Origin of the sequence: Acidovorax radicis N35 (assembly GCF_000204195.1) — a bacterium.
In the GTDB taxonomy this organism is placed as follows: domain Bacteria; phylum Pseudomonadota; class Gammaproteobacteria; order Burkholderiales; family Burkholderiaceae_C; genus Acidovorax; species Acidovorax radicis.
Genome location: NZ_AFBG01000008.1, coordinates 135,949 through 158,172 on the forward strand (window position 1 = coordinate 135,949; position 22,224 = coordinate 158,172).

Below are 22,224 nucleotides of genomic sequence, written 5' to 3' on the forward strand. Positions count from 1 at the left end.
TGCGCCCCTGCCCCGGCCACGTTGCAAGCAATCGCAACAGGGCACGACGAGGGCGCTGGCGGTTTTGGGCGGCCTCCTGTGTCCCACCGCCTGCTAGATCCATGCAGTGCGAATCCAGTCCACGGCGTTCTGCAGCGGGTGGTGGGAGGCGATCTCGTCCATGCGGCCGAGCTTGTCCACCGCGTCCAGCGCAATGATTTCGTTCGGATTGAACACAATCTGCAGCCGGTGGTAGCGGTCGTCCAGCAGCTGCTGCGCCTGGTAGTCCGAGATACCGGCAACCCCGTCCATCAGCACATTGATCAGCGGCTGCGCCCACTGGGCATAGCCCCAGTCAAGCGCTTGGCCCTTGATGTAGGTCAGGCTCACACCCGTGCCCAGCGAGAGCATCACCACCTCGTCGAGCGCCGCCCGCTCCGCAGGCTGGTTGCGGCGGGAGATGGCCTGGGCCAGCGCCACGATGCTGGGGTTGTTGGCATACAAGCCACCATCGATGTACCCGTCGGCGGAAGGAAAGTACGTGGGCGCCGAACTGGTGTACAGCGCAATGCTGGCCACCAGCTGCTCGCCGTCGGAATCGGCCCCCTTGAAGTTGTGGAAGATCTTGGGCTTCCAGGTGCGCTTGGCGGCCACCTCCTCGTTGTCGAGATCGAACGTGGGAATGGCCACCTTGCGCAGGATGTCCTTGAGCTGCAGGTCGCCAAACACAGCCTTGAGTTCGGTCTTAAGAACGTGTTTGCGATCTCCCAGGGGTCGCGCAGCAGTCTTGGCGGGATGGGATGCAAGGCGCGGTGCGCAGCCAATAGCCCGGCTATTGGCAAGCGCCGCAACGCCGCAGACCGCCCGCCAAGACCGCTGCCCGAAGGGTTGGAGCGAAATCGGGCGATTGGAAGCCCTGGCTGCTTGCATGGGCACGAGCCCACGCGGCGCATCCGAAGCATCCACTCATCCCGATTGCGCTCCAACGCGACCCCTGCGAGATCGCAAACACGTTCTCAGGCCTTTGCTGGAGTAATCGGCGCCCACCGTCTTGCCCAGATCGCGCACGTTGTCCCACAGGCTGTCGTCAAAGATGACGCCACCGCGCTGCTGGTAGAGGGTGCAGATTTCCTCGGGCGTCTTGCCGCAGGCCAGGCCGAGCGCGAGGATGCCGCCCGTGGAGGTGCCCGCAAACAGATCCACCGTATCCAGCCAGCCCGCAATCTGCGGCTGGACATTGAGCCGCGCGAGCAGCCGTGCCGTGATCAGCCCCCGCAGCCCGCCACCATCCAGGCTCAATATCCGGTACTTGGCCATCGCAAGCCTCCTTCTTCGGCGGATCCACCCTGCATCCGCCACACATGCTAGAGACCCGGCAGCTGAAAGAAAAGACCAGAGGAAGGCGGCGTGGGGCGAAAATAACCGTCAAAACTGGCCCTGGCGCTTATCCATCAAGCGCCATTAGCTCCTCATTCAATAGCATTGACCGCTGGCAGCAGCAGCCCTTGCTGCGCAGCCACGGTTTCGCGCAAGAACGCCCAGGTCGCCTGCATGCGCGCAACGTGTTTGTTCTCTGCAGGCATCGACATCCAGAACGTGCGCTGAAACCGCGCCACCCCGGGCAACACCGGGACCAGCGACGGGTCTTGCGCCGCCACGAAGGCGGGCAGCACCGCCAGCCCGGCACCAGCGCGCGCCGCCTCGTACTGCGCCAGGATGCTGGTGCTGCGCAGCACAAAATGCGCGGGGCGGTGCAACTCGTCCAGGATCTGCAGTTCCTTGCTGAACAGCAGGTCATCCACATAGCTGATGAAGGTGTGGCCGCGCAGGTCCTCGGCTGTGTGGATGGGCGCATGGCCCGCCAGGTAGCCGCGCGTGCCGTACAACTGCAGCACGTAGTCGGTGAGCTTGACCACCAGCACCGCGCCGCGCGCCGGGCGTTCCAGCGAAATCACGATGTCTGCCTCGCGCCGCGACAGGTGCACCAGCCGGGGCAGCGCCAGCAGGTCCACCACCAGACCCGGGTGGCCCAGCGCAAAGCGGGCCAGCTGGGGCGCCAGGATCAGGTTGCCAAACCCTTCGGTGGTACCAATGCGCACCAGGCCGTGCAGCCCCTGGCGCACACCCGGTGCAGCACTCTCGACCGCAAGAAAGGCCGCCTCCATCGCCTCCACCTTGGGCATCAGCTGCCGCCCGGCCTCGGTCAGCCGGTGGCCCCCGGCGTCACGGGCAAACAGGGCCGAGCCGACTTGCTTTTCCAGCGCCTGCAGGCGGCGCGACACGGTGGTGTGCTCCACGCCCAGGCGGCGTGCGGCACCCACCAGCGTGCCGGCGCGCGCCAGCTCCAGAAAGTAGCGGAAATGGTCCCAATCCATGTCCCGATTGTGGCGCCCCGCACAGTGAAGACGGAAAAACACCCACTTCAGCGCCCTCAAAACGAGACCGCTCCAGGCCGATCGGGCCCCCTGGATCGTTATGTCGGACATGTATCGCGTGATACATGTCATTTAGAAATTTACACAGTATGCTTTTTATTGCACACTGCGCCCGCACTGACAACAGCCAGAACTGGGCAGCGCAACCAAAAGAGCCTTACAGCCATGGCGGCCGCGATGACCGCCAGAAACAGTCCAGCGCAAGGGAGAAAAAATGAACGCATTTGCGCAGCCTTCGGGGCTGCCCGCAGGCACGCCTGTGCCCAGCCACACGCCACGCTGCCTGCAGCGCCTGGCCATGGCGCACACCTGTGTGGCCATTGGCCATGAGCCACCCCTCTTTTTGCGCACCGTGGGCCACACCCTGCCCTCCTTTGCCCACCCGCATCCTTAGTCCCCGACCTCTATGCAACGCACCACCTTTCCCTATAAGTCGCTTTGGGCTGGCCAGGCCTGCCTGGTACTGGCCACTTTCACCGTCCATGCTGCGGATGTGAGCATCACCCCGCCGCCCGGTGGAGGGTTCGTGATCAAGGGGCCCGCCAATACCGAGCGCCTGCGCGTGCAGGACTCCGGCGAAGTGCGGGTTCCCAGCTTGTCGGGAACCGCCAATACCAATGCCAATGTGCTGTGTTTTGACGGCCCGACCGGGCGGCTCGGCCAGTGTGCACCGGGCGTGACTGCGGGAGCCACCGGCGCCACGGGCCCAGCTGGCCTCACAGGGGCTACGGGCGCCACCGGTGCGACAGGCCCGGCTGGTCTGACGGGCGCAACAGGTGCAGCAGGCCCGACGGGGGCCACGGGCTCTGCGGGCGCGACCGGCGCTACCGGCCCTGCAGGAAGCCCTGGTGCGCAAGGAACAGCAGGTCTCACGGGCGCCACCGGAGCCACGGGCACGGTGGGCCCTGCAGGTGCCACAGGCGCCACGGGTGCGACCGGCCTCCCAGGCCCTGCGGGATCGCTCAATGTCAACGTGCGGACTGCATCCGGCACGGGAACGGCGGACAGCTGCAACGCGACCGCTTGCTGCCTGCCCGGGGAGAAGGTTGTAGGGGGCGGGTACGAGGGTGCCAGCGGTGCTGGCGGGATCGACGCGGGCGGCGTGTTCATCGCCGCCAACTACCCCACGGTGGGCGGCACCTGCGGCGCTTCGGTGCAAAGTTGGAGCATTCGACTTCTGAACTCCTACCGTGTTCCCGCTTTGACCACCGCCTGCAGCGCTTACGCCATCTGCGCGCAATGACGTCTCCGGAATCCTCGCTTTCTTACCTGCAGCCGCAAGGCCTGATGGTGCAGGGCATGCGGACAGCCCGGCTGCCCTGGCGGTTTGACACCGCAGCCGCCCTGGCCGAGGTGAATGCCCTGCCTGCGTCCCTTTGGCGCACGCATTTCAACGAAGGCCGCCACGACGGCGGGTGGCAGGCGCTTGCGCTGCGTTCTGCGCCTGAGGCCCCCATCGACATCGTCCCTATTGATGTCGCGGCATCGGGCTATGCCAACACGCCCGCCCTGGAACAATGCCCCACGCTGTGCGCCATGCTGGACACCATGGCTTTGCCATGGAAGTCCGTGCGGCTCATGCAGTTGCTGCCGGGCTGCGAGATCAAGGAGCACACCGATGCCGGTGTGTGCGCAGCGCGTGGCGAGGCCCGCCTGCATGTGCCGCTGCAGACGGGCGAGCAGGTGTTCTTCCATGTTGATGGCGAGCGCATCCCGCTGCGGGTCGGCGAGTGCTGGTACGTGGATGTATCGCTCCCGCACCGCGTGCGCAACCGGGGCAGCCAGCCCCGGGTCCACCTGGTGGCGGACACTTCGGTGGACATGCGCCTGTTCGAGGCCTTCCGCGCCAGCGATGGCGGCGATCCTCTGCCCGACCCCAGTGACCCGTGGAGCCAGTTCATCCGGTTTCGTGACTTTGTGGGAGCAGATGCAGAGTACTCCGCAAGGCTCAGCGCCATCACCAACACCACCGAGTTCGTGCACGAATCGGTGCGCATGGGGCTAGACGCGGGCTTTCAATTTGACGCATCGGATGTGGAGTCGGCCCTGAAGGCCGGGCGCCGCGCATGGGTGGAACAATGGATTCTGTGAACTTCAGCGGCTGGCGCCCGATCCGTTTTTACATCGCCAAGGGCCAGGTGATGGTGGACTGGATCCGCTTGCTCGACGAGCCGCTGCGCGAGCCCTTCTTCCAGCACGGCATCCAGAGCCAGATGCAGCGCCCTTTCCATCTGGCGTTCCGGCGCCAGACGCCACTTCACGACCTGCTGGCCTGGCATGAACAGTCTCCGGGCCTCGATCCCTCGCTCGTCATCTTCCACGTGTCGCGCTGTGGCTCCACGCTCATCACGCAGGCGCTGGCCGAAAGTCCGCACCATCTGCAGCTGTCGGAGCCCGCTCCGGTGGACTTTCTGCTGCGCCAGGCCTTGCCCAGCGGGCTCATCGACAAGGCGCAGGTCGTGCGTGCACTGCGCGCATGGGTCAGCGCCTGGGCCCAGCGCTGCGACAGCGCCAGCCCACGGCTCGAATCCGTGAGCCTCAAGCTCGACGCCTGGAACACGGACAAAGCCCCGCTGGTGGCCGAGGCCTGGCCCGAAGCGCGCTGGGTGTTCCTCGCCCGGGAACCGCTGTCGGTGCTGGTTTCGCAAATGCGAGAGCGCGCATTTTTCTTGGTGCCGGGCACACTGGGCGCCTGCCTGGATGGCCTCAGCCTGCAGGAGCTGGCCGCCATGCACCCTGAGCTTTACTGCGCACGGGTGCTGGGCGATATCTATGCGGCCATGGCCCGGGAGTTCGACCCCGCACGCACGCTGCTGCTCGACCATACCGAGCTGCCCGGCACCATCGAAACCAACGTGCTTGTGCACATGCGCTGGCCCATGTCCGCAGATGATCGTGTGCGGATGCGCGAACGCATCACGCGGCACGGCAAGCACCCCCACCAAGCCTATGTTCCAGACACGGAAACCAAACACAGCATGGCAAGCGACCATCTCCAATCCCTGACTGCACAATGGATCGCCCCTCACTACCAGAGGATTCAGGACTTGCGCCAGTCCCACCGTTCGGCGACCTCCCATCCGCTGGTTGAGGAGGCACTGCCATGATCGCGCCCCTGCATCGGCGCCATTTCCTGGCCACGGGCGGAGCGGTGGCGGCCACCGGCGCCCAGCTCTCGGCACCTGTTCTCGCTTCCGTCGGCCCGACTCGCCCCCAGTGGCGCATTCTGGGCATCGCGCCTGCATCAGAAAAGCTGCCGCAGCTTGCACACGACTACCGGCAAGGCGTGGAGCTGGGCCTGGCACAGGCTGGCGCCTCGCAGGTCGGGCTGACCTGGCTGTCGGCAGGCCCCTTGCCTGGAGCTCCTGCCAAGGCCATCGGGTCCGCACTGCAGGACGGCAAGATCGATGCCGTGATGGGGTGGATGCCCCCTTTGCTGGCAAAAAAGGTATTGGCCCTGACGGAAAAGGCCGGTGTGCCCCTCTGGATCAGCGACAGCGGGGCCGACATCGCAGCCCCTTCGGAGCACCACCCCCTGCAGGTTCGCCACAGTCTCGAGCTGTGCGCCATGGCATCTGCCCTGGCCGACACAGTGCATGCGCAATGTGGCCCACGCGCTTTCCTGTCGATGGGCTGGCACGAGTCGGGGTATGACTTCATCCAGGCCTTCCAGCACCGCTGGCGCTCATTGGGCGGGCAGATCGTGGGCCGCCACATTGCAGGCGCACCAGGACGCTCACCAGAGTTTGGTGACCTGAAACAGGCGATTGTTTCGCAGCAACCCGACGTGGTGATTGCGTTGTTCTCCGGCTCTCAGGCGAACCGTTTTACCCAATGGTGGCAAGCCCAGACGGCCTCGCTGCGCACCGAATTGGCGGGGTTTCCCTGGCTTTCCGATGGCGCCTCGGGCGTTCGTGCATGGACCGTGGCAAGCTGGCCCACCGCCAACATCGCAGAGCCTGGTTGGAAGGCCGGCTTCGCACAGGCAGGCCTTGCGTGGACCGCTGGCGCACTGCTGGGTGCCGAGGCGGGCTTCAGCCTGGGCACCGCCCTGGCGGCGGCCACCCCGGGGACCAGCGCACACGACCTTTGGGCAACGCTGCACACAGCCTCGCTAACCGGCCCTCGCGGTGTACGCAGGTGGGCCGATACCGCCAGTGACAGCGTCGGCCCGCTGTGGGAGCGCTCCACCGTGCTCAATGCCCAGGCTTGGCGTGAGCGCCAAGCCTATCCCGCCCTCTCCGTGTCCTCAGCCGCACATGGCGGCTGGACAACCGGCTATTTTTTGACTTGACGAGGAATACCTATGAATCCAATGATGGGTGAAATCAGAATGTTCTCGGGCACTTTCGCCCCGAGGAATTGGGCGTTCTGCAATGGCCAGCTTCTCAGCATCTCCCAAAACTCCGCACTGTTTGCCATTCTCGGTACCACCTACGGCGGCGACGGGGTAAACACCTTTGCACTGCCGGACTTGCGCGGCCGGGTCCCGGTCGGCACAGGACAGGGGCCGGGGTTTCCTCCAGTGCTCGTGGGTGAGATTGGGGGCGAGCGCACCCAGACACTCAACAGCACGCAAATGCCAGCCCATGTGCACACAGCCCCTGCCCCACTGGCATCTACTACCCTGGGCACTCAGCAGGAACCCGGCGCCACGGCCATACCAGCCGGGTCCAACCAGCGCAATGCGCAATACGCGGCAAGCGGTACCGCCAATACCCAACTGCCCATGAGCAGCACAACGACCGGCAGTGCCGGGGGCAATCAGCCGTTTTCCATCATGCAGCCCCATCTGGGCATGAACTACATCATTGCCCTGGAAGGCGTATTTCCGTCCAGAAACTGAGCGAAACCGCCCCGCGAGACGGGTGCAAAAAAGGGCAAACGCTTGCGTTTGCCCTTTTTGTTTTGCGGTGCCCGGCCCCACTACCCGCCGCAGAGATGCGATGGCACCCGCCGGATATGCCGCAGCCAAGACGACCATCGTCCGAATGTGCATAAAAGCACATTGAACTTGCAGTTTGCCGCATTGTAATTACATATTTGCACGCATAACATGCACGGGTTGGCCTGCATTGCGGGCCCTTTCCAACCCCCCGGAGACAAACCCATGAACGCACCCACCAACGTGGCCGCACTGGCCCCCACCGTCAAGCTGCTGATCGGCGGCCAGTTCGTCGAGTCCAAGACCACCGAATGGCGCGACGTGGTCAACCCCGCCACGCAGCAGGTGCTGGCCCGCGTGCCCTTTGCCACGGCCGAAGAAATCGATGCCGCCGTGGCATCGGCCAAGGAAGCGTTCAAGACCTGGAAGAAGACGCCCATCGGCACCCGCGCCCGCATCTTCCTCAAGTACCAGCAGCTCATCCGCGAAAACATGGCCGAGCTGGCCGCGATCCTCACGGCAGAACAAGGCAAGACCCTGCCGGACGCCGAAGGTGACGTATTCCGTGGCCTCGAAGTGGTCGAACACGCTGCCAGCATCGGCAACCTGCAGCTGGGCGAGCTGGCCAACAACGTGGCCGGTGGCGTCGATACCTACACTCTGCTGCAGCCGCTGGGCGTGTGCGCGGGCATCACCCCCTTCAACTTCCCGGCCATGATCCCGCTGTGGATGTTCCCCATGGCGATTGCCACGGGCAACACCTTCGTGCTCAAGCCCTCCGAGCAGGACCCCATGGTGACCATGCGCCTGGTCGAATTGGCGCTCGAAGCCGGCATTCCACCCGGTGTGCTCAACGTGATCCACGGCGGCGAAATGGCCGTCAACGCGATCTGCGACCACAAGGACATCAAGGCAGTCTCCTTCGTGGGCTCCACCAAGGTGGGCACCCATGTGTACAACCGCGCCACCCTGGCCGGCAAGCGTGCGCAATGCATGATGGGCGCCAAGAACCACGCCATCATCCTGCCCGACGCGAACAAGGAACAGTCGCTCAACGCCATCGCCGGTGCCGCATTTGGCGCAGCCGGCCAGCGCTGCATGGCCCTGCCCGTGGTGGTGCTGGTGGGCGAGGCGCAAAAGTGGATTCCCGAGCTGGTGGCCAAGGCCAAGACGCTCAAGGTCAACGGCGGCACCGAAAAGGGCACGGACGTGGGCCCACTGGTCTCCTGTGCAGCTTTGGCCCGTGTGGAAAGCCTGATCGAACGCGGCATTGCCGACGGCGCCACGCTGGAGCTGGACGGCCGCAAGCCCACGGTGCCCGGCTATGAAAAGGGCAACTTCGTGGGCCCGACGATCTTCTCGAACGTGAAGCCCGGCATGGCCATCTACGACCAGGAAATCTTTGGCCCCGTGCTGGCCCTGGTGCCCGCCGCCGACATCGATGAAGCCATCGAGTTCATCAACAGCAACCCGAATGGCAACGGCACCGCCATCTTCACCCAGTCGGGTGCGGCTGCACGCAAGTTCCAGGAAGAGATCGATGTGGGCCAGGTCGGCATCAACGTGCCAATCCCCGTGCCAGTGCCGTTGTTCTCGTTCACGGGTTCGCGCGCGTCCAAACTGGGCGACCTGGGCCCTTACGGCAAGCAGGTCGTCATGTTCTACACGCAGACCAAGACGGTGACGGCCCGCTGGTTTGATGACAGCACCACGTCGCATGGTGTGAACACAACGATTAGCTTGAAGTGACATCCCCCTGAGGCGCTGCGCGCCTTCCCCCTTCTCTCGCGCTTTGCGTGGGAAGGGGGACGCCACCCGTGCCTGAACCGTGAGATGGCGGCCCTTGCACGGTGGCACTGGCCCGGGCCGCGCCGGTTTCAACGACTGCGCGCGGTGGTAAAAGCGGGGCATGCAAATTGATCTGACAACGATGCGGGGATGGGCCATGGTCTTCGGTGCTGCTTGCGCGATGCTGATGGGTGCTGATGCCCACGCACAGGCCGGTGCTGCCTGCAAACCCGGCGGCACGGTGGAAGAAACCAACGCCTGCGCCGTGCAAGCCTTCCAGGCGGCAGACACCGAGATCGCTATCCTCTACGGCGACGTGATGCGCGCCCTGTCGGCCCACGAACGGCCCCAGCTGCGGCAGGAGCACACGGCCTGGCAACGCGAGCGCACCACGCGCTGCAAGCAGGCGCAGCGCAGCACCGAATCGCAACCCCAGTGGCCGCGTCTGTACCACGAGTGCCTCACGGCCGAAACCCAGGCGCGCCGCAAAGGCCTGATGCGCTGGCTCACGCTGGACCACCCGTCCGCCAAGCCCTGAGCAAGGCCCCCAGAACAACAAGAACTGACGACGAGACAGAACACCATGGACTTTGAACTCACCGAAGAACAACGCGCCTTTGCCCAGACGGCCCGCGACTTTGCACAAGCCGAGTTCGCGCCCCACGCGGCGTTGTGGGACGCTGAAGGTATCTTCCCCAAGGAAGCTATCGCCAAGGCGGGCGAGCTGGGCTTTTGTGGCCTGTACGCGCCCGAGAACGCGGGTGGCCTCGCCCTGCCGCGCCTGGACGCCACCCTGGTGTTCGAGGAAATGGCCGCCATCGACCCCAGCACCACCGCCTTCATCACCATCCACAACATGGCCACCTGGATGCTGGGCACCTGGGCCACCCCCGCCGTCCGCGATCACTGGGGGCCGCTGCTGACCACGGGTGAAAAGCTCGCGTCGTACTGTTTGACCGAGCCCGGTGCTGGCTCGGACGCCGCCTCGCTCAAGACCCGGGCCGAGCTGGTGGGGAACGAATACATCATTAACGGCAGCAAGGCCTTCATCAGCGGCGCAGGCAGCACCGATGTGCTGGTGCTCATGGCACGCACTGGCGACGCGGCCTCGGGCGCCAGCGGCATCAGCGCCTTTGCCGTGCCAGCCGATGCGCCCGGCATCACCTACGGCAAGAAGGAACACAAGATGGGCTGGAACAGCCAGCCCACGCGCACCATCAGTTTTGACAACGTGCGCATCCCTGCCGACCACCTGCTGGGCCGCGAGGGCGAAGGCTTCAAGATCGCCATGAAGGGCCTGGACGGCGGCCGCATCAACATCGCCACCTGCTCGGTGGGCGCGGCGCAAGGCGCGCTCAACGCCGCCCAGCAGTACATGCAAGACCGCAAGCAGTTCGGCAAACCCATCGCCAGCTTCCAGGCGCTGCAGTTCAAGCTGGCCGACATGGCCACCGAGCTGGTCGCCGCCCGCCAGATGGTGCGCCTGGCCGCCAGCAAGCTCGACGCCGGTGCGCGCGACGCATCCACCTACTGCGCCATGGCCAAGCGCTTTGCCACCGACGCAGGCTTCACCGTCATCAACGACGCCCTGCAGTTGCACGGTGGCTACGGCTACATCCGCGAATACCCGCTGGAGCGCCTGCTGCGCGACGCCCGTGTGCACCAGATCCTGGAAGGCACCAACGAAATCATGCGGGTCATCATTGCGCGGCGCATGCTGGATGGGGATGCGACGGAGGCGATTCGCTAAGCGGTTACTCCTATTTTCATAGCTGTTAGCGCTTATCCAACGGGCGGTAGCAGCACATTTGAATCAGAACCCATGCCCGCCCGCCCCCTCTCCGACGAAACCCTGCACCTGATCGACGCCGTGCGCACGGCGCTCGCGCACCGCAGCGACGTGGAAGAGCGGACCATGTTCGGCTGCTACTGCTTCTTTGTGGACGGCAAGCTGTGCATTGGCATCAAAGGTGAAGAGCTGCTGGTGCGCCTGCCACCGGACCGCCACGCCGAACTGCAAGAGATGCAGAACACCCGCGAACTCTCGCCCGGCGGCGGCATGCAGGGCTACTTCTGGGTGGAACCCAACGGCTACGCCACACGCGCGCAGTGGAACTACTGGGTCGAAGAAGCCCTGGCTTACAACCCGCTGGCCAAGGCCTCGCCGCGCAAGAAGAAAACAGCCAACACCCCGGCTGCAGCGAAGAAAGCACCCGCCAGCACCGACACCAAGCCGAAGACAAAAGCCGCCGCGAAGAAGCACAGCATCTTCGAAGCCGACGACTGATCTGCCCCACCCCACCCGGAGCCCACCACCATGCCCCTTCGCATCGTCCGCCTCGGCACCCCGCGCGCCGCCGGGGAAGGCACCCGCATCGGCACCGTGCGCCGCCCGCCGCGTGGCGTGCCCAAGGCCGAGTTTGCCAGTCGCGACTTCTACGACGTGTGGTACCCCCTGCTCTCCCCCAGCGCCGACCTCATGGCCCAGGGCCAGCAGGTGCCCACCGGCCAAGAAGGCGACAAGGCGTGGGAGGCCTTCGCCAAACAGTTCCGCAAGGAACTGGCCCAGCCCGAGGCCAGCCGCACGCTCGATTTGCTGGCCGCGCTGTCGCACCACAGCGCCATGTCGCTGGGCTGCTACTGCGAGGACGAAGCCCGCTGCCACCGCTCGGTGCTGCGCGCCGAGCTGGCCCAGCGCGGGGCCGACATCAGCCCCTAGATTTCAAGCTTTTTAGGCCATTACCGCTCGATGGACAAGCCTTTCTAGCTATCAAATTCATACCAAACCTACACACCTTCCCTTTCACCATCACAACGACATCCAGGAGCAACACAGCATGAAAATCGCATTCATCGGCCTCGGCAACATGGGCGGCCCCATGGCACACAACCTGCACAAGGCAGGCCACGAAGTGCGCGCATTCGACCTCTCGCAACCCGCCCGCGACAAGCTGGCCGCAGACGGCGTGCCCATCGCCGCCGACGCCAAGGCCGCCGTGGCGGGTGCCGAAGTCGTCATCAGCATGCTGCCCGCCAGCCAACATGTGGAAGGCCTGTTCCTCGGCGCGGGCGAGCTGCTGGCCCAGTTGCCTGCGGGCACGCTGATCATCGACTGCTCCACCATCGCAGCCGCCACCTCCCGCAAAGTGGCCGACGCCGCCAAGGCCAAGGGCATGGCCTTTATCGACGCGCCCGTCTCGGGCGGCACGGGCGGCGCCATTGCAGGCACCCTGACCTTCATGGTGGGCGGCGACGCCGCCGACCTGGAACGCGCCCGCCCCGTGCTCGAAAAAATGGGCGCCAACATCTTCCACGCAGGCAGCGTGGGCGCGGGTCAGACGGCCAAGATCTGCAACAACATGCTGCTGGGCATCCTGATGGCGGGCACCAGCGAAGCCATTGCCCTGGGCGTCGCCAACGGCCTGGACCCCAAGGTACTCAGCGAAATCATGCGCCGCAGCTCGGGCGGCAACTGGGCGCTGGAAAAGTACAACCCCTTCCCCGGCGTGATGGAAACCGCGCCCGCCAGCAAGGGCTACGCGGGCGGCTTTGGCACCGACCTGATGCTCAAGGACCTGGGCCTGGCGCAAGAGAACGCGATGGCGGTGAAGGCTGCTACGCCGCTGGGGGGCATGGCGCGCAATCTGTACGCGGCGCACAGCCTGGCGGGGCATGGGGCGCTGGATTTTTCCAGCATTATTAAGATGGTTCAAAAGGGGTAATCGCTCTTCCATCAAAGAAAAACGCCAGCGTCTGCTGGCGTTTTTTATTGGGGTTACCGGAGTTGAAAAGACTCCTCAAAACCCGGCGAGATTCACTTCCCATCGCGCTTCAGTTCCAGAGTGGAGGCGTTGCAACGTCGGAGTTGACCGGCGCGAACCGGCAGTGCGTGTCCGCGTCGAACGACATGTTAGGCAGCATCGTCACGTCGCCTCGGGCTCAAAGAACAGTTCATCGAGATCAATAAATTCATCTGCGACGTGACGCAAACGCCGGCTCAAACCGCTCGAAAACGCGGCTAGCCATACCTGCTTTCCGTTCCGTGAGACTTCTTGCGCAAGCGGGAGAAAGTCTCCATCCCCACTCAATAGAAAAATGATGTCGATCCGGGGATCTGCAGCATGACGAAGAACATCAATTGTTAGATTGATATCCACGCTCTTCGTTTTTGCAGATCGAGATTCCTTCTTGAAAATGCGTGGATACAGCGACCCCGAATAGGTAATTGAATCGTCCTGATTTTCAGGTGAATATCCGAACCGGACGCCCGTGATCCGCTCATGGATCTCTTCCAATTTGAGATCATCTCCGGAGACGGTCTGGTAATAAGAGAGTCGAACGACGTCAGAAACGAATTGTTCGGTGATTTCTTCATGCCATACCAAAACGTCTTTTTCATACTCGATACCGGCGCGCGGCGTGCGACCGGCTTTCACTATTGCTTGATAGCGCGCGACGAGGTTTTCGCCATCGGCAAATCCCATTAAGCGGTGTGTCATGTGTTACCTAACGTTAAAGCTCCGTGGGCGGCGAAGCCGTCCGCTGCAGCAAGAGGTTAGAAGGCGTGTTGGCAGAAACTGTTGGTTCTTCTTTGGTAAGGACAGACACGCACTCGTCGCGACCGACAACCAAATACTCGCGGACCCAACTTTGGCGACCAGAAAAGAACGTTGGACGGGACAGTTCCAAAGCCTTCCAACCATTGGCTGTGACTTCGAAAAACCAGCCATCACGCAGGGAGCATTGCGACCAAAACTCTGTCAGGTCCAATTCGTCCAACACGCGGAACCCGTATGTCTGTGTGAATGTGACCTTTGCACTCCACTGAGCTGACGAGACCAAAATAACTAGACCATCAGAGGAAAAGTCCACAGACAACACATCGATTGTTTCGTCTGATGTGAAGGGGGTAGCAACGGCAGTAACGTGGGGTGGATCGATCACCAAAAAAAACCTTCTAACGTGATGTATCCCGCAAACCTTGCGAAATACACTGGACCGTGCGGAATATTCTGGACATTGATTTCTCTTGGATGCGGCTCCGGGCCTATGTTTGCAGCCATAGAGCTGTTCAAAAATCCAGGTATAAAAATTCCGCCAAACCCGGCGGCTTTGGCCGGTCAGACTATAGCTCGCGAAAGTGCGGAGCCGACGCATCGGCGCTTCCTCGCGCCACCACCCGCACTTAAGTATGATTCGCATCCCCTCATGCTGCGCCGCACCATCCCCGCCCTGCCTTTCCACATCGTGCTTCTGCTGGTGGCGTTGTTCAACGCGCTGGCGGGTGCGCCCTTGCATGAAGCGCGGCACATTCAGGAGCTGGTGCGCAGCGCCACAGCCTCGGCAACCGCAGGCGATGTGGATGCATTGGCAACCCGCTCCGCAGCCAGCGACGATCACAGCGAAGAGACACACACCACCTGCGCCTGGTGCCTGACCCACGCGCTGGAGGCGGGGCTGGCGCATGCACCGGCTCGCCAACCGCAACTCCCCGCAGCACCCAGCGCCATCGCGCCGCACAGCGCAGCCCCCTTCACGGCCCAGCAGGTGCGCTGGCCGTTTGCAGCACGCGATCCTCCGCCAGCCCAGCGGGCCTGACACGCGTCGGGCCCCAGCCAGCCTGCGCTCTATAGCGCATCCCCTTTTCGTTTTTGCCCTTGCATTCACCCCCGTGGGGTGGGTGTGGGCGCGCGGCCATGTGCACCTGCCAACTCCCAGGCGGGTGTGAGCCGCGTTGCTCCTGGCTTTTGCATACACCGCTTTTGGACTGGTTTGCCATGCGTTCTTCCTCTGCTTCTGTTTCTTCTTCACGCCCTGCGCCCCTGCCGCGCCCCACATTGACGGCCATGGCTACCGCCGCGCTGCTGACCTCCCTCCACCCCGCCTGGGCCGCAGACGGCGATGTGGTCACCCCGTCCACCCTGTCTGCCGTGGACGTGGTGGGCCGCAGTGCCTCGGGCACCTATTACGCCGACGAGGCCGAGGGCGCCAAGACCAGCCTTCCGCTGCGCGAGCTGCCGCAGTCCGTGCGCGTGATGTCGCACCAGACGCTGGACGACCTGGGTGCCACGCGGCTGGATGATGTGCTGGACTACGTGGGCGGGGTCTCGCGCCAGAACAACTTTGGTGGGCTGTGGGACAACATCGCCATCCGCGGCCTGCCGGGCAACGAGAACACGGGCATGGCGACGCTGCTCAACGGGTTTTCGTCCAACCGGGGCTTCAACGCGCCGCGCGACTTGGCGGGGGTGGAGCGGGTGGAGTTTCTCAAGGGCCCCGCCGCAGCCCTGTATGGCAGCAGCGAGCCCGGTGGCACGCTCAACATCGTGAGCAAAAAGCCGTTGTGGAAGGCCGCCCATTCGGTGGAGGCCTACGTGGGAAGCTACGGCCTGGGCCGTGCGGCACTGGACACCACCGGCCCCATCAACGACCGGCTGGCCTACCGCCTGAATGTGGCGGTGGAAGACAAGGGCAGCTTTCGCGACCATGTGCGCGCTCAGCGGCAGGTGGTGGCCCCGGCGTTCACCTGGAAGCTCTCGCCCGACACGGTGCTGGAGTACACAGCCGAATTTCTGCGCCACGCCACGCCGCTGGACCGGGGCGTGGTGGCGGTCAACAACCGCCTGGGCGCGGTGCCTGCCAGCCGCTTTTTGGGCGAGCCTGCCGACGGCGATGTGACGGTGACCAACCAGACGCACCAGTTGGTGTTGTCGCACGAGTGGAACCCCGACTGGCGCAGCCGCGTGGGGCTGTCGTACCGCGAGACGGGGATGGAGGGCTTCTCGACCGAAGCCACCGCCCTGCAGGCCAATGGCCGCACGCTGACGCGCCAGCGGCGGCATCGCGACTTCCAGTCGGACGACGTGGCCGTGCAGGCCGAGCTGCAGGGCGCCCTGCGCACCGGCAGCCTGGCGCATGAGCTGCTGGTGGGGGTGGAAAGCTACCGGTTCAGCATGGACTCGGTGATGCTCCGGGTGAACCCCAGCACTGCCGCGCCCTATGCCATCGACATCTTCAACCCCGTGTACGGCCAGGCCCAGCCCACGCCGGGGCGCAACACCGATACGCTGGAGAAGCAGCGCAACACCGCGCTGTATGTGCAGGACACCCTCAAGCTGGGCGAGCAGTGGCGGGTGATGGCCGGGCTGCGGGCCGATAACTACGACCAGAGTCTGCAAAACCGCATCACCAACCGCACCACGGCGCAAAGCCCTTCGGCCGTGTCGCCGCGCCTGGGCGTGAGCTGGCTGCCCACGCCGGGGTGGACGGTGTATGCCAATGCGGGCAGTTCCTTCCGCCCCAACACGGGCAGCAATGTGGCGGGCAATGGCTTTGACCCCGAAAAATCCCGCGCGCTGGAGCTGGGCGCCAAGTGGGAGAGCGCCGACCAGCGCCTGGGCGCCACGGCTGCGCTGTTCGACATCACCAAGCGCAATGTGCTGACCAGCGACCCGCTGAACGCGGGATTTTCGACCGCCGCTGGCGAGGTGCGCAGCCGGGGGCTGGAACTGGACCTGGCCGGCCGCCTGAGCACCCACTGGCGCGTGAATGCCAGCCTGGTCATCAACGATGTGGAGGTGACCCGCGACAACACGCTGGAGGTGGGTGGCCGCCTGCTGAACGTGCCGCGCGTGAACGGCAGCGTGCTGGCGGTGTACGAAAACCAGTTGACCAACGGCCAGCGCTATGGCGTGGGCGGCGGCGTGACCCACATGGGCAAACGCCTGGGCCAGGCCCGCACGCAGGCCGAGGCCAATGCAGGCACCGCCGCGTTTGAGCTGCCCAGCTACACCACGGCCAAGCTGATGGCGTACTGGCGCCTGAGCCCCACGCTGAACCTGTCGCTGGACGTGGACAACGTGTTTGACAAGGTGCACTACACCAGCTCGTACAGCCGCGTATGGGTGGCACCGGGGGCGGCGCGCACCGTTACCGTCGGGCTGCAGGCCAAGTTTTGATGAAGCTCCCCCTGAGTCGCTTCGCGCCTCCGTGCGGCCCCCAGAGGGGGCAGCCCTTCGAGGACGTCCAAGCCTGCGCAGGCAGGCTTGGAGCCGCGCCTCTCAGCCCCTCTCACGCTACGCGGGAGGGGGACGCCCCCAGCGCGGCGGGGGCGGCCCTTGCGCGGGGGCACTGGTCTTTGGCCGCGCCAGTTTCGTCGGTTGCGGCGAACGCGCAGGGCTATGGAAAACTGAAAAATGAACACTTCCTCGACTTTTCTTAGGCCGCTGACGCGGCGCCGCGCCTTGCAGGCCCCCGTGGCCGCGCTGGCGGCGGGCGCCCTGCCCGCTGCCTCGGCGCAGGGCGCACCACCCGCTTCCGCCCTCTCACCGCTGCAAATCGTCGGCCCGTGGGAGATCAGCGGCCTGGCGCCCGCCAGCAGCGGCTATGTGTTCACACGCCTGCAGGTCACCGAAACCCTGCTGGACGCTGCAGACGATGGCCAGCCACGGCCCGCGCTGGCGCGGCTCTGGCGCCGATCGGCGGATGGGCTGGTGTGGCACTTTGAGCTGCGGCCCGGGGCGCGTTTTCACGATGGCACGCCGGTGACGGCCGCCGCCGTGGTGCGCAGCCTGCAGGCCGCGCACGTGGCGCCCGCACTGCTGAGCCAGGCGCCCATCGAATCCATCACCGCGCCCGGCGAGGGCACGGTGCTCATCCGCCTGCAACGCCCCCACACTGCCCTGCCCGCGCTGTTGGCACACTCCAGCACCATGGTGCTGGCGCCAGCCAGCTATGGGGCAGACGGCAAGGTGCGCAGCATCATCGGCAGCGGCCCCTACCGCATTGCGGTGCTGGTGCCGCCGCAGCAGGTCGAAACGGTGGTGTTTGACGCCTATGACGGCCCGCGCCCCGCGATTGCCGCCGTGCGCTACCTGGCCGCCAGTCGTGCCGAAACCCGCGCGCTGATGGCCGAGAGCGGCCAGGCCGACCTGGCCTATGGCCTGGACCCCGCCAGCCTGCGGCGGCTGCAACGCCATGCGCAAAACCCTGCTCTGGCACGCCGCACGCCGGTGCGCATTGCATCGGTCACGCTGCCGCGCACCGTCATCGTCAAGCTCAATGCGGGCCTGCCCGCGCTGCGCGACGTGCGCGTGCGCCAGGCGCTGAGCCTGGCCATCGACCGTGCGGGCATTGCCCTGGCGCTGATGGGCGACGAGGCGCTGGCCGCCACGCAGCTGCTGCCCCCCACGCTGGGCGCGTGGCACAACCCGCATCTGCCCCCTCTGCAGCACGACCCCGAAGCCGCCGCGCGCCTACTGCGCGCCGCTGGCTGGCAGCGCCACGGCGACGGCCTGCGCGATGCCGAGGGCCAGCCCCTGCACCTGGTGATCCGCACCTTTGTGGACCGGCCCGAGCTGCCGCTGATTGCCACCGCCTTGCAGGAGCAGTGGCGCCTGGCGGGCATGGCGGTGAAGGTGAGCATCGGCAACTCGGGCGACGTGCCCCGGGGCCACCGCGACGGCAGCCTGCAACTGGCGCTGGCGGCGCGCAACTACGCCAACGTGCCCGACCCCACAGGCACGCTGGCGGGCGACTTTGCCGCCCAGGGCGGCGACTGGGGCGCCATGGGCTGGCACAGCGACGCCGTGGTGCAGGCCCTGCAGGAACTGACGCGCACCCAGACGCCGCCCGAGCGCACGCGCGCGCTGCGGCAAACCATCACGCACACCCTGCAAACCGAACTGCCCGTGATCCCCGTGGCGTGGTACCGCCAGCATGTGGCCGTGGCGCCCCGGCTGGCGGGCGTCACGCTGGACCCGCTGGAGCGTTCTTACCGCCTGACCGGCATGGAGTGGACCAACCAATGAACCCCTTGATTTCAAAACCCTGGGCCGCCCTGCTCGGCCGCAGGCTGGTGCAGGTGCTGGCCGTGTCGCTGCTGATCGGCACGCTGTGCTTTTTGATGGTGCGCGCCCTGCCGGGCGACCTGGCCATGCGCGTGGCGGCGGGCCGCTATGGCTATGACCTGGTGAGCAACGCTGCCGCCGACGCGGTGCGCGCAGAGCTGGGGCTGGACCGCCCCGGCTGGCTGGCGCTGTTGCACTGGTGGCGCGACATGGCCACCTTCAACCTGGGCCAGTCGCTGGTGTCGCAGCGATCGGTGTGGCACGAGGTCACGCACCACCTGGGCGCCACGCTGCGCCTGTCGGCCGCCGCGCTGGCCATTGCCTTTGCCGTGGGTGTGCCGCTGGGCGTGTGGGCCGGGCTGCGGCCCCAGGGCTGGGTGGACAAAGCCAGCTGGCTGATAGCCGTGGTGTTGCGCGCGCTGCCGCCGTTTTTGCTGTCGGTGCTGCTCATCCTGCTGGTGGCGGTGCAGTGGGGCTTTTTGCCTGCGGGCGGTGACGAGAGCCAGGCCAGCCTGGTGCTGCCCGCGCTCACGCTGGGGCTGGGCCTGGCTGCCGGGCTGGCGCGTGTGACCCGCGCTGCGATGCTGGAGGTGGTGGTATCGCCCTTCTTTGAATTTGCGCGCACCAAGGGCCTGAGCGACTGGCAGGCACTGGTGCGCCACGGCCTGCGCAATGCCGCCGTGCCGGTGACGGCCTACCTGGGCGTGCAGGCATTGTTTCTGGTGGAGGGCGCGCTGGTGGTGGAGACGCTGTTTGCCTGGCCCGGCATCGGCCACGCGCTGGTGCACGCCGTGTTCGGGCGCGACATCCCGGTGGTGCAGGGCACGGCCTTGTGCATGGGCGTGCTGTTTGTAGTGTTCAACCTGCTGGTGGATGCGGCGTGCCTGGCGCTGGACCCCCGGCATACCCAGAAGGTGGCGAAATGAGCAGCCCCCCTGAGTCGCTGCGCGCCATCCCCCCAGAGGGGGGACGCACCCCGGTGGCCTGGCAAAGCCAGTTCCACGGGGGCGCTGAGGCAGAGCCTTCTGCCCCCCCGCGTCCTTTCCGCTGGCCTGTTCGCACCGTGCTGGGCATTACCTTGCTCGGCCTGCTGGCGCTGTTTGCCCTGCTCGGCCCCTGGCTGGTGGGCGCCAGCCCGGTGGTGCAAGACCTGCGCAACACCCTGGCGCCCCCCAGCGCCCAGCACTGGCTGGGCACCGATGTGCTGGGCCGCTCTGCCCTGGCACGGCTGGCGCATGCGGCGCAGCTGTCGCTGGGCATGGCGCTGCTGGCGGCCGTGAGCGCCGCCGTGCCCGGCACGCTGCTGGGCATCGTCGCCGCATGGCGCGGCGGGCGTACAGAGCGTACGCTGCTCATGCTGTCGGACTCGGTGCTCGCCATCCCCGGCCTGCTGCTGGTGCTGCTGGTGGCCGCCCTGGCGCCCGGCGCGCTGTGGGCGCTGTATGCGGGCCTGTCGGCTGCGCTGTGGGTGGAATACTTCCGCGTGAGCCGCGCGGTGGCCCGGCCCGTGCTGGCGGGCGACGCGGTGCAGGCATCGCGCCTGCTGGGTTTTGGGCGCGGCTATGTGCTGCGCCGCCACCTTCTGCCTGCGCTGGCGCCCACGCTGGGCACGCTGCTGGCCTTCACCACCTCGCAGGCCGTGCTGGCGCTGGCCGCGCTGGGTTTTGTGGGTGTGGGCATGCAGCCGCCCACGCCCGAGCTGGGCCTGATGATGACCGAGGCCATGCCCTACTACGAAGAAGCCCCGTGGCTCATTGCCGCGCCCACCGCCCTGCTGGTGTGGCTGGTGGCCGCAATGATGCTGCTCAACCCCGACCGGGAGACCGCATGACCACGCCTTTGCAATCCAACACCCTGCTTGCCGTGGAGGGCCTGGGCATCCAGGTGGGCGGCAGGCGGCTGCTGCGCGACATCAACTTCAGCCTGCGGCCGGGCGAGGCACTGACCCTGGTGGGCGAAAGCGGCGCGGGCAAGTCGCTGCTGGCCCAGGCCATCATGGGCAACCTGCCGCCTGCGCTGCAGGCCACGGGCCAGATCACGCTGGATGGCACCAGCACCCGCGCCCAGGACGCCGCCGCGCGCCGCGCCCTGTGGGGCCGCAAGCTGGCGCTGCTGCCGCAGGAACCCTCGCTGGCGCTCAACCCCCTGGCCCGCGTGGCGCCGCAGCTGGCCGAGGTGTACCGCCTGCTGCACCAGCAGCCCCCCAGCGCCGCCAGCGCGCAGGCCGAACAGGTGCTGAGCGCTGCGGGCCTGGGCGGTGCAGGCAGCCACTACCCCTGGCAACTGTCGGGCGGCATGGCCCAGCGCGCGGTGGCCGCCATCACCCTGGTCGGAGGCGCGCCGGTGCTGATGGTGGATGAGCCCACCAAAGGCCTGGACGCGCATTGGCGCGGCCGCATGGTGGAGTTGTTCCAGTGCGTGCTGCAGGCAGGCGGCTGCCTGCTCACCATCACGCACGACATGCAGGTAGCGCAGGCGCTGGGCGGCCAGGTCATCGTGCTGCGCCACGGGCAGGCGGCGGAGCAAGGCGACATCCACACCGTGGCCGCCGCGCCGCAGCACGCCTTTACCCGCCAGCTGCTGCAGGCCGACCCGGCCCACTGGCGGCCATTTGCCGAGCCCACGCTGGGCGAGTCCGTCGTACAGGCGCGCGGCATCTCCAAAGCCTATGGTGCGCAGAAGCTGTTTGCGCCGCTGGACCTAGAACTGCACAGCGGTGAACGCATCGCCGTGCAAGGCCCCAGCGGCACCGGCAAAAGCACACTGGGCAATGTGCTGCTGGGCCTGGTGGCGCCCGACACAGGCCGTGTGGAGCGCAGCGCCCGGCTGCGCCCGCATGCGTTCCAAAAGCTGTACCAGGACCCGGTCAGTTCGTTTGCTCCGCACATCAGCCTGGCCCAGTCGCTGCGCGATGCCGCCCGCCTGCACCGCTGCGACTGGAAGGCGGTGCAGCAGCGCCTGGCGCAGCTGCGCGTGCCCGAGGATTTGTTGGCACGCAAGCCAGAGCAGGTGTCCGGCGGCGAGTTGCAGCGCATTGCGCTGGCGCGGGTGCTGGTGGCCCAGCCGGCCTTGCTGTTTGCCGACGAGCCCACGTCACGGCTGGACCCGATCACCCAACACGAGTCGCTGAAAGTGCTGCTCGATGCGGTGCAGGAAACCGGGGCCGCTTTGGTGCTGGTGACCCATGACGAACATATCGCAGGGGCCATCTCGACGCGAACCCTCCACTTCGCAGCGGCGGCCCCCCATCCGCTGGGGCCGTAGCGGCAAGGAAAGTCAGTGGGGCCGC

General features: G+C 66.1%; 23 protein-coding genes. 18 read left to right on the forward strand and 5 right to left on the reverse strand.

The features are described from left to right. Positions 1 to 93: 93 nt before the first annotated feature. The 3 genes from ARADN35_RS25790 to ARADN35_RS0103555 all read right to left on the reverse strand — a co-directional run bounded on the left by ARADN35_RS25790 (position 94) and on the right by ARADN35_RS0103555 (position 2,354). Positions 94 to 909, reverse strand: coding sequence for a patatin-like phospholipase family protein (locus ARADN35_RS25790; RefSeq protein ID WP_341864651.1), 816 nt, complete (start codon positions 907 to 909; stop codon positions 94 to 96). A 36-nt stretch (positions 910 to 945) separates the two neighbouring features. Further along, on the reverse strand, positions 946 to 1,296 hold the full coding sequence (locus ARADN35_RS0103550; RefSeq protein WP_029413124.1) for a patatin-like phospholipase family protein: 351 nt from the start codon (positions 1,294 to 1,296) through the stop codon (positions 946 to 948). A 152-nt stretch (positions 1,297 to 1,448) separates the two neighbouring features. Beyond that, complete coding sequence (locus tag ARADN35_RS0103555) at positions 1,449 to 2,354, reverse strand: LysR family transcriptional regulator (protein ID WP_010459033.1); 906 nt, start codon at positions 2,352 to 2,354, stop codon at positions 1,449 to 1,451. Between the two features lie 274 nt (positions 2,355 to 2,628). Here ARADN35_RS0103555 and ARADN35_RS0103560 point away from each other — a divergent pair, with 274 nt between their 5' ends. From ARADN35_RS0103560 to mmsB, 12 genes are all read left to right on the forward strand, one after another. Continuing rightward, positions 2,629 to 2,808 (forward strand): hypothetical protein, encoded by a 180-nt coding sequence (locus ARADN35_RS0103560; RefSeq protein WP_010459034.1) that lies wholly within the window; start codon positions 2,629 to 2,631, stop codon positions 2,806 to 2,808. Between the two features lie 12 nt (positions 2,809 to 2,820). Then, positions 2,821 to 3,657, forward strand: a complete 837-nt coding sequence (locus ARADN35_RS25795; protein WP_010459036.1) for a collagen-like domain-containing protein — start codon at positions 2,821 to 2,823, stop codon at positions 3,655 to 3,657. Then, a complete protein-coding gene (locus ARADN35_RS25800) occupies positions 3,654 to 4,505 on the forward strand; it encodes an aspartyl/asparaginyl beta-hydroxylase domain-containing protein (RefSeq protein WP_010459037.1) in 852 nt (283 codons plus the stop codon). Before ARADN35_RS25795 ends, ARADN35_RS25800 begins: the two co-directional genes overlap by 4 nt. Beyond that, positions 4,493 to 5,521: a hypothetical protein gene (locus tag ARADN35_RS0103575; RefSeq protein WP_029413127.1), complete on the forward strand. Its 1,029-nt coding sequence runs from the start codon at positions 4,493 to 4,495 to the stop codon at positions 5,519 to 5,521. The genes ARADN35_RS25800 and ARADN35_RS0103575 overlap by 13 nt, the downstream gene beginning before the upstream one ends. Next, the gene (locus tag ARADN35_RS0103580) at positions 5,518 to 6,708 is read left to right on the forward strand and encodes a type 1 periplasmic-binding domain-containing protein (protein ID WP_010459041.1); all 1,191 of its coding nucleotides are present in this window, start codon (positions 5,518 to 5,520) and stop codon (positions 6,706 to 6,708) included. Before ARADN35_RS0103575 ends, ARADN35_RS0103580 begins: the two co-directional genes overlap by 4 nt. 24 nt (positions 6,709 to 6,732) lie before the next feature. Beyond that, positions 6,733 to 7,260, forward strand: coding sequence for a phage tail protein (locus tag ARADN35_RS0103585; RefSeq protein WP_244265840.1), 528 nt, complete (start codon positions 6,733 to 6,735; stop codon positions 7,258 to 7,260). A gap of 264 nt (positions 7,261 to 7,524) precedes the next feature. Beyond that, positions 7,525 to 9,048, forward strand: coding sequence for a CoA-acylating methylmalonate-semialdehyde dehydrogenase (locus ARADN35_RS0103590; RefSeq protein ID WP_010459043.1), 1,524 nt, complete (start codon positions 7,525 to 7,527; stop codon positions 9,046 to 9,048). A 160-nt stretch (positions 9,049 to 9,208) separates the two neighbouring features. Continuing rightward, positions 9,209 to 9,625 (forward strand): lysozyme inhibitor LprI family protein, encoded by a 417-nt coding sequence (locus ARADN35_RS0103595; RefSeq protein ID WP_050812437.1) that lies wholly within the window; start codon positions 9,209 to 9,211, stop codon positions 9,623 to 9,625. 45 nt (positions 9,626 to 9,670) lie between these two features. Further along, positions 9,671 to 10,837 carry an acyl-CoA dehydrogenase family protein gene (locus ARADN35_RS0103600; RefSeq protein ID WP_010459047.1) on the forward strand — a complete coding sequence of 389 codons (1,167 nt, stop codon included), beginning with the start codon at positions 9,671 to 9,673 and terminating at the stop codon, positions 10,835 to 10,837. 72 nt (positions 10,838 to 10,909) lie between these two features. Next, positions 10,910 to 11,374, forward strand: a complete 465-nt coding sequence (locus ARADN35_RS0103605) for a TfoX/Sxy family protein (RefSeq protein ID WP_010459049.1) — start codon at positions 10,910 to 10,912, stop codon at positions 11,372 to 11,374. Between the two features lie 30 nt (positions 11,375 to 11,404). Then, positions 11,405 to 11,806 (forward strand): DUF488 domain-containing protein, encoded by a 402-nt coding sequence (locus ARADN35_RS0103610; RefSeq protein ID WP_010459051.1) that lies wholly within the window; start codon positions 11,405 to 11,407, stop codon positions 11,804 to 11,806. A 100-nt stretch (positions 11,807 to 11,906) separates the two neighbouring features. Continuing rightward, positions 11,907 to 12,809 (forward strand): 3-hydroxyisobutyrate dehydrogenase, encoded by a 903-nt coding sequence (gene mmsB, locus ARADN35_RS0103615; protein WP_482746707.1) that lies wholly within the window; start codon positions 11,907 to 11,909, stop codon positions 12,807 to 12,809. A gap of 201 nt (positions 12,810 to 13,010) precedes the next feature. Here mmsB and ARADN35_RS27170 read toward each other — a convergent pair whose 3' ends face one another. Beyond that, positions 13,011 to 13,571, reverse strand: a complete 561-nt coding sequence (locus ARADN35_RS27170; RefSeq protein WP_159103178.1) for an NYN domain-containing protein — start codon at positions 13,569 to 13,571, stop codon at positions 13,011 to 13,013. Between the two features lie 28 nt (positions 13,572 to 13,599). Then, on the reverse strand, positions 13,600 to 14,031 hold the full coding sequence (locus ARADN35_RS27785; protein ID WP_139019162.1) for a hypothetical protein: 432 nt from the start codon (positions 14,029 to 14,031) through the stop codon (positions 13,600 to 13,602). A gap of 264 nt (positions 14,032 to 14,295) precedes the next feature. On the opposite strand from ARADN35_RS27785, the gene ARADN35_RS0103625 reads away from it, so the two are divergent. The 6 genes from ARADN35_RS0103625 (at position 14,296) to ARADN35_RS0103650 (ending at position 22,199) form a co-directional block, all read left to right on the forward strand. After that, entirely contained in the window at positions 14,296 to 14,685 is a 390-nt protein-coding gene (locus tag ARADN35_RS0103625; RefSeq protein WP_010459056.1) for a DUF2946 family protein, read from the forward strand. Positions 14,686 to 14,933: 248 nt separating this feature from the next. After that, positions 14,934 to 17,045, forward strand: coding sequence for a TonB-dependent siderophore receptor (locus ARADN35_RS0103630; RefSeq protein ID WP_010459058.1), 2,112 nt, complete (start codon positions 14,934 to 14,936; stop codon positions 17,043 to 17,045). A gap of 237 nt (positions 17,046 to 17,282) precedes the next feature. Continuing rightward, positions 17,283 to 18,896 carry an ABC transporter substrate-binding protein gene (locus tag ARADN35_RS0103635; RefSeq protein ID WP_050812438.1) on the forward strand — a complete coding sequence of 538 codons (1,614 nt, stop codon included), beginning with the start codon at positions 17,283 to 17,285 and terminating at the stop codon, positions 18,894 to 18,896. Beyond that, positions 18,893 to 19,861 carry an ABC transporter permease gene (locus tag ARADN35_RS0103640; RefSeq protein WP_010459065.1) on the forward strand — a complete coding sequence of 323 codons (969 nt, stop codon included), beginning with the start codon at positions 18,893 to 18,895 and terminating at the stop codon, positions 19,859 to 19,861. The genes ARADN35_RS0103635 and ARADN35_RS0103640 overlap by 4 nt, the downstream gene beginning before the upstream one ends. Further along, complete coding sequence (locus tag ARADN35_RS0103645; RefSeq protein WP_010459067.1) at positions 19,858 to 20,766, forward strand: ABC transporter permease; 909 nt, start codon at positions 19,858 to 19,860, stop codon at positions 20,764 to 20,766. The genes ARADN35_RS0103640 and ARADN35_RS0103645 overlap by 4 nt, the downstream gene beginning before the upstream one ends. Next, positions 20,763 to 22,199: an ABC transporter ATP-binding protein gene (locus tag ARADN35_RS0103650; RefSeq protein WP_010459069.1), complete on the forward strand. Its 1,437-nt coding sequence runs from the start codon at positions 20,763 to 20,765 to the stop codon at positions 22,197 to 22,199. The genes ARADN35_RS0103645 and ARADN35_RS0103650 overlap by 4 nt, the downstream gene beginning before the upstream one ends. Positions 22,200 to 22,224: the final 25 nt, after the last annotated feature.

Bases quoted from the DNA above. Each gene is read 5' to 3' on its own strand.
- ARADN35_RS25790 (WP_341864651.1), bottom strand. From the start codon at position 909: ATGCAAGCAGCCAGGGCTTCCAATCGCCCGATTTCGCTCCAACCCTTC.
- ARADN35_RS0103550 (WP_029413124.1), bottom strand. From the start codon at position 1,296: ATGGCCAAGTACCGGATATTGAGCCTGGATGGTGGCGGGCTGCGGGGG.
- ARADN35_RS0103555 (WP_010459033.1), bottom strand. From the start codon at position 2,354: ATGGATTGGGACCATTTCCGCTACTTTCTGGAGCTGGCGCGCGCCGGC.
- ARADN35_RS0103560 (WP_010459034.1), top strand. From the start codon at position 2,629: ATGAACGCATTTGCGCAGCCTTCGGGGCTGCCCGCAGGCACGCCTGTG.
- ARADN35_RS25795 (WP_010459036.1), top strand. From the start codon at position 2,821: ATGCAACGCACCACCTTTCCCTATAAGTCGCTTTGGGCTGGCCAGGCC.
- ARADN35_RS25800 (WP_010459037.1), top strand. From the start codon at position 3,654: ATGACGTCTCCGGAATCCTCGCTTTCTTACCTGCAGCCGCAAGGCCTG.
- ARADN35_RS0103575 (WP_029413127.1), top strand. From the start codon at position 4,493: ATGGATTCTGTGAACTTCAGCGGCTGGCGCCCGATCCGTTTTTACATC.
- ARADN35_RS0103580 (WP_010459041.1), top strand. From the start codon at position 5,518: ATGATCGCGCCCCTGCATCGGCGCCATTTCCTGGCCACGGGCGGAGCG.
- ARADN35_RS0103585 (WP_244265840.1), top strand. From the start codon at position 6,733: ATGGGTGAAATCAGAATGTTCTCGGGCACTTTCGCCCCGAGGAATTGG.
- ARADN35_RS0103590 (WP_010459043.1), top strand. From the start codon at position 7,525: ATGAACGCACCCACCAACGTGGCCGCACTGGCCCCCACCGTCAAGCTG.
- ARADN35_RS0103595 (WP_050812437.1), top strand. From the start codon at position 9,209: ATGCAAATTGATCTGACAACGATGCGGGGATGGGCCATGGTCTTCGGT.
- ARADN35_RS0103600 (WP_010459047.1), top strand. From the start codon at position 9,671: ATGGACTTTGAACTCACCGAAGAACAACGCGCCTTTGCCCAGACGGCC.
- ARADN35_RS0103605 (WP_010459049.1), top strand. From the start codon at position 10,910: ATGCCCGCCCGCCCCCTCTCCGACGAAACCCTGCACCTGATCGACGCC.
- ARADN35_RS0103610 (WP_010459051.1), top strand. From the start codon at position 11,405: ATGCCCCTTCGCATCGTCCGCCTCGGCACCCCGCGCGCCGCCGGGGAA.
- ARADN35_RS27170 (WP_159103178.1), bottom strand. From the start codon at position 13,571: ATGGGATTTGCCGATGGCGAAAACCTCGTCGCGCGCTATCAAGCAATA.
- ARADN35_RS0103625 (WP_010459056.1), top strand. From the start codon at position 14,296: ATGCTGCGCCGCACCATCCCCGCCCTGCCTTTCCACATCGTGCTTCTG.
- ARADN35_RS0103630 (WP_010459058.1), top strand. From the start codon at position 14,934: ATGGCTACCGCCGCGCTGCTGACCTCCCTCCACCCCGCCTGGGCCGCA.
- ARADN35_RS0103635 (WP_050812438.1), top strand. From the start codon at position 17,283: ATGAACACTTCCTCGACTTTTCTTAGGCCGCTGACGCGGCGCCGCGCC.
- ARADN35_RS0103640 (WP_010459065.1), top strand. From the start codon at position 18,893: ATGAACCCCTTGATTTCAAAACCCTGGGCCGCCCTGCTCGGCCGCAGG.
- ARADN35_RS0103645 (WP_010459067.1), top strand. From the start codon at position 19,858: ATGAGCAGCCCCCCTGAGTCGCTGCGCGCCATCCCCCCAGAGGGGGGA.
- ARADN35_RS0103650 (WP_010459069.1), top strand. From the start codon at position 20,763: ATGACCACGCCTTTGCAATCCAACACCCTGCTTGCCGTGGAGGGCCTG.